The following is an 8,021-nucleotide window of genomic DNA, read 5'->3' as shown; positions in this document are numbered from 1 at the left end:
GGACGGCGCCAAGGCGGAAGTGCTCGCCTTCGCGGCGTTCCCGCGCGAGCACTGACGCAAGATCTGGTCCACCAACCCCCTTGAGCGGCTGAACAAGGAGATCAAGCGACGCTCCCGCGTCGTAGGCATCTTCCCGAACGAAGCCGCCGTCATCCGCCTCATCGGAGCCGTCCTGGCCGACACCCACGACGAATGGCAGGTCGATGACCGCCGCTACCTCTGCGAAGGCTCCATGGCCAAGCTCTACCCAACCCGCGATACTGAGACCGTCGCCCTCGAAAAGAGCGACCGGTAGGCAACGAGCATCACCTCAAAGCCCACCACTCAACGGGGCTCTATCCGAAGGGCCGTCAGCCTAGTCACGCGCGCAAGACGAAACCCCGGCGATGTGGCTGAGCCAGGGATCGTTCCGGGGTCTTCGAGAGACGACTGTACCCGAGGGAGTCGGAGGATTGCCAGACCGAGCTGACCATGACGTCGACTATCAGCGCCTGGAATCGCTTCTGACTGAGGAGCGGCTCGGCTCCTACTTCCGCGCAGCTGATGGAGACCGCACGGCCGCGTTCGCCCTCTATGAGTGGAACATCGAAGCGTCGGCCGCTGCCGTCTCGTTGTCCGCGATGGTGGAGGTCGTCCTCCGGAACGCCCTCGACCGAGAGATGGCCATCCTTGCGAGTAAGAAGGGGTGGTCCGACTGGCTGGACACGGCTCCGCTGGGTGAACGGGGGCGCAAGGACGTCAGGCAGGCACGGGCTCGTGCCCGACGAGGGCGGAAGGTCGCAACACGAGGTCATGTCGTGGCCGAGCTGAACCTCGGCTTCTGGCGCTTCCTGATGAGTCGGCGGTACCTCACCCACTTATGGGTCCCTGCCCTCGACAAGGCCTTCCCTGGTGCGGAAGGAGACGCTCGTACCAACCAGCGCGTCTTGGAGGGACACGTCGAGCAGATCAACTTCCTGAGGAACCGAGCCGCCCATCATGAGCCCATCCATCGACGGGACCTGCTCTCAGACCTGAATCGCGCCATCTACGTCGCGGACTGCATCGACCCGGTGGCCGGGCGGTGGATCAGGAGCAGGGAGACTCTGAGCGACACCTTGGCTCGACGACCCGACAAGCAGGACCAGAGATAGTGCGCGTACTCAGGGGGTCAGTAGGACACAGTCGCGTCCAGGAGTGGCCGGTGGGGCCTGTCGTGGGCCATGGGAGGGCCGCCGCGACGACGGAAGTTCCGGCCTGGCCCTTTGGACCAGGCCCCGACCCAGGCGAGCGAACTGGCAGTCACAGTTAAGCCTCGATCCACCGATGAGCTCGGGCCTTTGAGCGTGCCGTAACGACGAGATGCCCTGCCGTGCTGGGAGATTGGTTCTCGCGACAGTTCCAAACCACCCACCCGGAAGGGCATCTCTGGGATGAAACTCTGCCACACCCGCGCGGCGACGTCGGCGGTGTTCGATGACCCGAACCTGGTGTCGGCGGCCGGGCTGGTCCCGGTCCTTGCACTGGCGGACTCGGCAGGGCTCGCACGCCTGGCCGGTGAGCACTTGAGCGTGCCGGGTGACAAGGGCGCCAACGCCGGGTTGAAGGTGGCCTCCCTGGTCGCGGGGATGGTCGCCGGCGCCGACAGCATCGATGACATGGCGCTGCTGCGGCACGGCGGGATGGGCCGGGTCTTCGCCCGGGCGTACGCGCCGTCGACGTTGGGGTCGTTCCTGCGGGCGTTCACGTTCGGTCACGTGCGCCAGCTCGACGCGGTCGCCTCCAGGTTCCTGGCCAACCTCACAGCTGCGGGCGGCCAGGGCGCGCAGGTCCGGCGCGACGGCACGAGCACACGGGTGCTGGTCGACATCGATGACACGATCATCGAGGTCCACGGCCACGCCAAGCAGGGCGCCGGGTTCGGCTACTCCGGGGTCCGTGGCCTGAACGCGCTGCTGGCCACGGTCACCACCTCCGGGTCAGCGCCGGTGGTGGTGACGCAGCGGCTGCGCAAGGGCTCGTGCGGGTCCCCACGCGGAGCCAAACGGCTGGTCGCCGACGCGCTGAAGACGGTCAGCACCCTGCGCGGCCGTTCAGATGTGAAGCCGTTGCTGCGGGCGGACTCCGCGTTCTATGGGGCGCCCACCGTCGGTGCCGCGCTCCGTGGTGGGGCCCAGGTGTCGATCACCGTGCGCCTGGACCCCAAGGTCAAGGCCGCGATCGCCACCATCAGCCAAGAAGCGTGGACGCCCATCGAGTACACCGACGCCATCTTCGACGAGGTCAGCAACACGTGGGTGTCGCGGGCTGAGGTCGCCGAGGTGCCCTTCACCGCGTTCACCTCCAAGAAGGCCACCGACCAGGTGACCGGGCGCCTGGTGGTGCGCCGCATCCCCGACCTCAACGCCGAGAAGAAGAAGGCCGCTGGACAGGGCACCCTGTTCGACACGTGGCGCTTCCACGCCTTCTTCACCACCACCGACCCCGCCGACCTGGACACCGTCGCGGCGGACAAGACCCACCGCGGGCACGCGATCATCGAGCAGGTCCACGCCGACCTGAAGAGCTCCGCCCTGGCCCACCTGCCCTCCGGGAAGTTCACCGCCAACGCCGCCTGGCTGGTGCTGGCGGTCATCGCGTTCAACCTCACCCGCACCGCCGCCGCCATCGCCGGCAGCGACCTCGCCCGCGCGACCACCGCCACCATCCGCGCGAAGCTGATCACCGTCCCGGCCCGGGTGGCGTCCTCGGCGCGGCGGGTCACCCTGCACCTGCCGACCGCCTGGCCCTGGGAAGCCGCGTGGACCCGCCTGTTCACCCACGGCTGCGGTCCACCAGCACCGGTCACTTCCTGACCACCCAGCCCTCACGGCGCGACCCGAACTCGAAGTGGAAAACCCTGACAGCGAGGTCAGGAGAACCGCTCTGCCTGAATCGCACTGGGTTCGTTCCGCTTGATCAGTCAGGATGGGAACGATGGCCAGGTATACGAACGAGATGCGTGAGCGGGCAGTGCGGATGGTCGCCGAGGTCCGCCCAGAGCACCCGCACGAGACGGCCGCGTTGCGGCACGTCGCGGGACTGCTGGGGATGAACGTCGAGACCCTGCGACTGTGGGTCCACCGCGCCCAGGTCGACGCCGGAGCCCGGCCCGGCACCACGAGCGAGGACGCCGAGGAGATCAAGCGCCTTAAGCGCGAGGTCGCCGAGTTGCGTCGCGCGAACGAGATCTTGAAGTCCGCCTCAGTGTTTTTCGCCAAGGAGCTCGACCGCCCCACGACGAGATGATCCGCTACATCGACGAGCACAAGGATCAGTTCGGGGTCGAGGCCATCTGCCGGGGGCTGCGCCCGGCAGTTCGTGGGTTCATCACCTCCCGCGGCTACCGCGCCGCCAAGACCAGGCCGCCCTCGGCCCGCCAGCTCAAGGACGAGCTCCTCGTCCCGGAGATCGTGCGGCTGCACGCGGAGAACTACGGCGTCTACGGGGTGCGGAAGATGCACGCCCTGATCCGCCGTCCATCATGACCCGCGGCGCATTCAGCGCACTGGCGGTCTCTGCCGACACCGAACGCGCCTACATGGCCCGCGAGCAGGACGCGCTCCGCGAGTCCATGTCCAAGCTCTCCAGCGACGACGCCGCGGACACGCGCATGGTCAAGCGGATGGAGACCGCTCTCCTGAACCAGGAGGAGCGGATGAAGAAGGCGCTCGACCAGCGGCGAGACACCGGCCTGAGCTTCGAGCAGCTCGGCATCGACTACCTGATGGTCGATGAGCTCCACGACTACAAGAACATGCGCGTGGTCTCCAGCATCCGCGACGCCGCGCACATCGGGGCCGACCGCGCGATCGACCTCGACATGAAGCTGGACTACCTGCGCCGCACCAACGGCGACCGCGTGTTCACCGGAGCAACGGCCACACCGATCGCCAACAGCGTCGCCGAGGCCTACGTGATGCAGCGGTACATCCGGCCCGACCTCCTCGACGACGTCGGGATCACCGACTTCGACAGCTGGGCCGCGACCTTCGGTGAGCCAGTCACCCAGGTCGAGCTCGCCCCCGAGGGCGGCGGCAACTACCGCACCAACACCCGATTCGCCCGGTTCAGGAACGTCCCGGAGCTCCTACGGCTCTGGCACGTCGCCGCAGACGTCAAGACCGCCGAAGACCTGCCCTACCTCAAGCGGCCAGACCTGCGGGAACGCCCCGACGGGCAGCGATCCCCGGAGACGATCCTCATCACCCCCAGCCAGACCCTGCGCGATTACGTCGCAGACCTGGGGGAGCGGGCAGAGCGGGTCCGCTCCCGCGCTGTCGACCCGAGCACGGACAACATGCTCAAGATCTCCAGCAACGGCCGCGCCGCCGCGCTCGACCTGCGCCTGGTCGACCTCGACCAGCCCGAGGACGAACTCTTCAGCGTCCCGACCAAGCTTGAGGTCGCCGCCGACCGCATCGTGCAGGTCTGGCTCGACAACCGCGACAACGTCTACCCCTCGCCCTCCGACGAGGGCGACCAGCCGGCGAAGGGGGCTCTGCAGCTCGTATTCAGCGATCTCGGCACCCCCAGCGGAGAGGGCTTCAACGCCTACGGGCACCTCAAGGAGCTCCTCACCGACCGCGGGATGGACCCCGGCCGCATCCGGTTCATCCACGAGGCCAGCAACGACCGGAAGAAGGCGCCGCTCTTCGAGCAGTGCCGCACCGGGGGAGTCGACGTCATCATCGGGTCGACGTCCAAGATGGGGGTCGGCACGAACATTCAGGCCCGAGCGGTTGCCCTTCACCACCTCGACTGCCCCTGGCGTCCTGCGGACATCGAGCAGCGAGAGGGGCGCATCCTGCGCCAGGGAAACCTCAACGCCGAGGTCGGCATCTACCGGTACGTCGTCGAGGGCAGCTTCGACGCCTACTCGTGGCAGACCGTCGAGCGAAAGGCCAAGTTCATCGACCAGCTCATGCGCGGCAGCCTCGACCGCCGTGACATCGAGGACATCGGCGACAGCACCATGAGCTTCAACGAGGTCAAGGCAATCGCCTCGGGCGACCCGCTCATCCTCGAGCGAGCAGAGGTCGAGCAGGACGTCGCCACCCTGACCCGGCTCCAGCGATCCCACGCCCGCGAGCAGACGAGCCTTCGACACAAGATCACCGCGGCCGAGCGCGACATCTCTGTCCACGAGAGCCGGCTACCGCGGATCGAGCGAGCCATCGAGAAGATCATCGACACCAAGGGGGACGCCTTCCGGGCAGTCGTGAACGACGTCCCGACCTCCGAACGGTCGGCAGCGGCAACCAACCTGCGCCACCTGATGGGCCAGCACCACTCCACCCTCGACCGGAACACTCGTCCCGAGACCGCGGTCCAGAACGCTCTCCAGCTCGGCGGCCACTCCTTCGACGCCCACCTCCGACTGACCTGGATCGGCGAGGACGTGGTCCAGCTCCGACTCTCCGACGTCCCCGAGGTCGCCGTCGACGTCCCCCTCGACGACACCGGCCACGGAGTCATCACACGCCTCGAGAACGCCATCACCGGGCTGCCCAGGACCCTCGCTGACGCCCGGGCGAACCTGGACCGTGCGGTCGTGGAGAGGGACGCTGCTCAAGCCTCGCTCGGTGCGCCCTTCCCGCGAGAGGCAGAACTGACATCCGCTCGTTCCAGGCTGGAAGAGATCGACCGGAAGATGAGCCACGCGCCGAACCCTCCGCAAGCGGCACCGCCACCGCAGGAGGCCGAGGAAACCCCGCGCGTAGACCCCTGCGAGGCCGCAACCAGGGAGCGCACCACGATGTACATCAACGAGAGCCGGGACGTGCTGAACCGATCAGCGCACCGGGCTGGCCACCAGCCGCCGTCAACGCCGGGCGTAGGGCCCGGAATCTAGCTCGGGATCACGCCGCAGGCGGCGACCTCTAGGGCAGCCACGGCCGACGTCGCGTTGGCGAGGATGCCCGCCTCCCACTCATCCGTAGTGGTCACCTAGACGTGTCCGTGCCGTGCGCCGCCCCCGACGCGGAGGGCGAAGTCGGAACACCACTGCGCTGGGGCGCGACGAAGTCACCGACGCGCGTCCCGATTCTCTCCCTGACGTACTGGTTGAAGTCGAGCAGGGGGTACAGCGCGATCTGAGATAGCTTCGCGTGGAGGAACGCGTTGAGGAAGAGGAGCACCTGGCCCGGGTCGGAAGCGTAGGTGGCGAGGGCAGATCCAGGGAACTCCTTACCGAATCGGACGTCGTCGGGCTCCAACGTGACCCAAGTGAGGAAGCCTTGGTCGAGGACGCAGACAGAGTCCAGTCCCATGCCGATGTCGGTGTCAGCAGCAAGCTTGCCCATCGCAGCTTGCAGCGTCTCCAATGAGGCACCGGAGTAGGCGAAGACATGGCACTGCGGCGCCATATCGCGATGGAGCTGCTCGGCTGCCCCGTTGGTGGAAGCACCAAGAAGACTAGACACCAGGTTCGTCTGATAGGCCGTGCGCGGCATCCTCTTGATCTTGACGGCGGCCTTCCACGCCGTAGTCAACTCCGCTACGGAAAGTTGAGACTTGACTTCGACCCAGCCGTGACAGCTCTCGATCGGCACCGTGCGCACCGAATCAGAGGACCACAGAGATGGGGTGCTCGCGTCGACGACGAGGACATCGCACTGACCAGATATCTGACCGTCAGTGGAGATGAGTTCGGCATTTCCGGTCACCTCGGCGACCCTCGGCAGGAAGGCGACGAGGAACTTCCGCAGAATTCCCTCACGGGAGGATCCCTTGGACCCCCAGTGATTGACTTGGCGGCTGAGCTCGAAGTCAGCCCGCATCTTGGCGGCTACGTGCGCGAACGTTTCGGACAGCTGAACAGATCCCGTGGTCACTGAGACACCCCTCGTGCCTTCGCCTGGCGGACGAGCTCGAGCGCCGTGCGCAGCGCTGACACCCTGTTGGTCATCAGGGTCTGCCGCGAAGGACTGAGTGACGTCCCGCTCAAGACGGCCTCGCACTTGTTCAGCAGCGAGGACAGCTGAGTGTCGGCCACCTCGAGATCCTCCGCCTTGATCACGTTGCCGTCCCCGCCCGTGGTCATCGAGACCCCTCTCCCTGCGCCTTCGCGCGCTTGATCGTTCGGTACAGGGTGGTCACTGAGACACCGCCTCGGGACGGGTGATCGATGTCCGACGCAGCCACGCAATAGCCAGACGCTCGTCGCGGTCCGTGAGCGCATGCGTCGCGGGCACCACGTGGTGGGTCACGTCGGCCCCCATTGCTGCCAGCCCCTGAGCACAGCGGAACCCATCACCGGGCGACCGCCGCTCGTCATGCGCACCGTCGAGGACCAGCACCGGGAGGCCGTCAAGATTGGAGAGGGGCGGGGTGACGAAGGGAGACAGCGGCCGGAAGAGCACCGCGCCGCTGAGCAGATCTGCGTGCAACATCAGCAGGGCTGCCGCCGTGATCGCTCCGTTGGAGAACCCCACGGCGACCGGCCGGACACCGCCAAGGTCATCGTGCATGACCCGGATGAACGCCTCCAGCCCGGGAATCCTGGCCCTGAGATCGTCCTCGTCGATGCGGCGGTCTGGGTGGCGACGAAAGAACGCGTGCCCGTCGGGCAGTCGGACCGTCCCACGCACACCGAGGTGCGCGCCGCTAGGGCGTGTCTCCCAATGGCGTGTGGGGTGACCCGCGATTCTGGACAGCATGTCGCGGATGAGGGTGCTTTCGGATGCCGAGTGGGAACTGGTCGAACCGTTCATGCCGACCTCGGATGGTAAGCGAGGTAGGCGTTTTCGTGATCACCGCACGGTGGTGGAGGGGATCATCTACCGGTACCGGACCGGGATCGCGTGGCGGGACCTGCCAGGCGAGTTCGGGCCCTGGCAGACGGTGTGGAAGCGCCACCGCCGCTTCGCCGGGGACGGCACCTGGGACCGTGTCCTGAGCGCGCTGCTGACTCGGGCAGACGCGGCAGAGGTCATCGACTGGCAGGTCGCGGTGGACTCCACCATCGCCCGCGCTCACCAGCACGCCACCAATACCACCCG

General features: G+C 67.1%; 9 protein-coding genes and 1 pseudogene. 7 read left to right on the top strand and 3 right to left on the bottom strand.

Annotation, left to right across the window (positions count from 1 at the left end):
- From K313_RS23315 to K313_RS21840, 6 genes and pseudogenes are all read left to right on the top strand, one after another.
- Positions 1-295, top strand: a pseudogene (locus tag K313_RS23315) (transposase); the annotation flags it as partial.
- A 91-nt stretch (positions 296-386) separates the two neighbouring features.
- Complete coding sequence (locus tag K313_RS0119205; RefSeq protein ID WP_156911484.1) at positions 387-1,133, top strand: hypothetical protein; 747 nt, start codon at positions 387-389, stop codon at positions 1,131-1,133.
- A 279-nt stretch (positions 1,134-1,412) separates the two neighbouring features.
- A complete protein-coding gene (locus K313_RS0119200; protein WP_029212993.1) occupies positions 1,413-2,834 on the top strand; it encodes an IS1380 family transposase in 1,422 nt (473 codons plus the stop codon).
- Positions 2,835-2,955: 121 nt separating this feature from the next.
- The gene (locus K313_RS24940) at positions 2,956-3,267 is read left to right on the top strand and encodes a transposase (RefSeq protein WP_205621911.1); all 312 of its coding nucleotides are present in this window, start codon (positions 2,956-2,958) and stop codon (positions 3,265-3,267) included.
- The gene (locus tag K313_RS24330; RefSeq protein WP_029212991.1) at positions 3,264-3,506 is read left to right on the top strand and encodes a hypothetical protein; all 243 of its coding nucleotides are present in this window, start codon (positions 3,264-3,266) and stop codon (positions 3,504-3,506) included. Before K313_RS24940 ends, K313_RS24330 begins: the two co-directional genes overlap by 4 nt.
- Positions 3,503-5,872, top strand: coding sequence for a helicase-related protein (locus K313_RS21840; RefSeq protein WP_029212990.1), 2,370 nt, complete (start codon positions 3,503-3,505; stop codon positions 5,870-5,872). Before K313_RS24330 ends, K313_RS21840 begins: the two co-directional genes overlap by 4 nt.
- Positions 5,873-5,963: 91 nt before the next feature.
- Here K313_RS21840 and K313_RS0119175 read toward each other — a convergent pair whose 3' ends face one another.
- The 3 genes from K313_RS0119175 to K313_RS0119165 are packed head-to-tail and all read right to left on the bottom strand — an operon-like array spanning position 5,964 to position 7,679.
- On the bottom strand, positions 5,964-6,854 hold the full coding sequence (locus K313_RS0119175; RefSeq protein WP_029212989.1) for a DUF6602 domain-containing protein: 891 nt from the start codon (positions 6,852-6,854) through the stop codon (positions 5,964-5,966).
- A complete protein-coding gene (locus K313_RS0119170; RefSeq protein ID WP_029212988.1) occupies positions 6,851-7,063 on the bottom strand; it encodes a hypothetical protein in 213 nt (70 codons plus the stop codon). Before K313_RS0119170 ends, K313_RS0119175 begins: the two co-directional genes overlap by 4 nt.
- A gap of 52 nt (positions 7,064-7,115) precedes the next feature.
- Positions 7,116-7,679 carry an alpha/beta hydrolase gene (locus K313_RS0119165; protein WP_156911483.1) on the bottom strand — a complete coding sequence of 188 codons (564 nt, stop codon included), beginning with the start codon at positions 7,677-7,679 and terminating at the stop codon, positions 7,116-7,118.
- Between K313_RS0119165 and K313_RS0119160 the strand changes: the two genes are divergently transcribed.
- A partial coding sequence (locus tag K313_RS0119160) for an IS5 family transposase (RefSeq protein WP_084413065.1) occupies positions 7,678-8,021 on the top strand: 344 nt, incomplete at its 3' end. The genes K313_RS0119165 and K313_RS0119160 overlap by 2 nt on opposite strands.

The sequence above is a fragment of the Arsenicicoccus bolidensis DSM 15745 genome, assembly GCF_000426385.1.
Taxonomy (GTDB): domain Bacteria; phylum Actinomycetota; class Actinomycetes; order Actinomycetales; family Dermatophilaceae; genus Arsenicicoccus; species Arsenicicoccus bolidensis.
The sequence above is the reverse complement of the archived record's forward strand: the minus strand, read 5'-3'. Positions and strand labels throughout refer to the sequence as shown.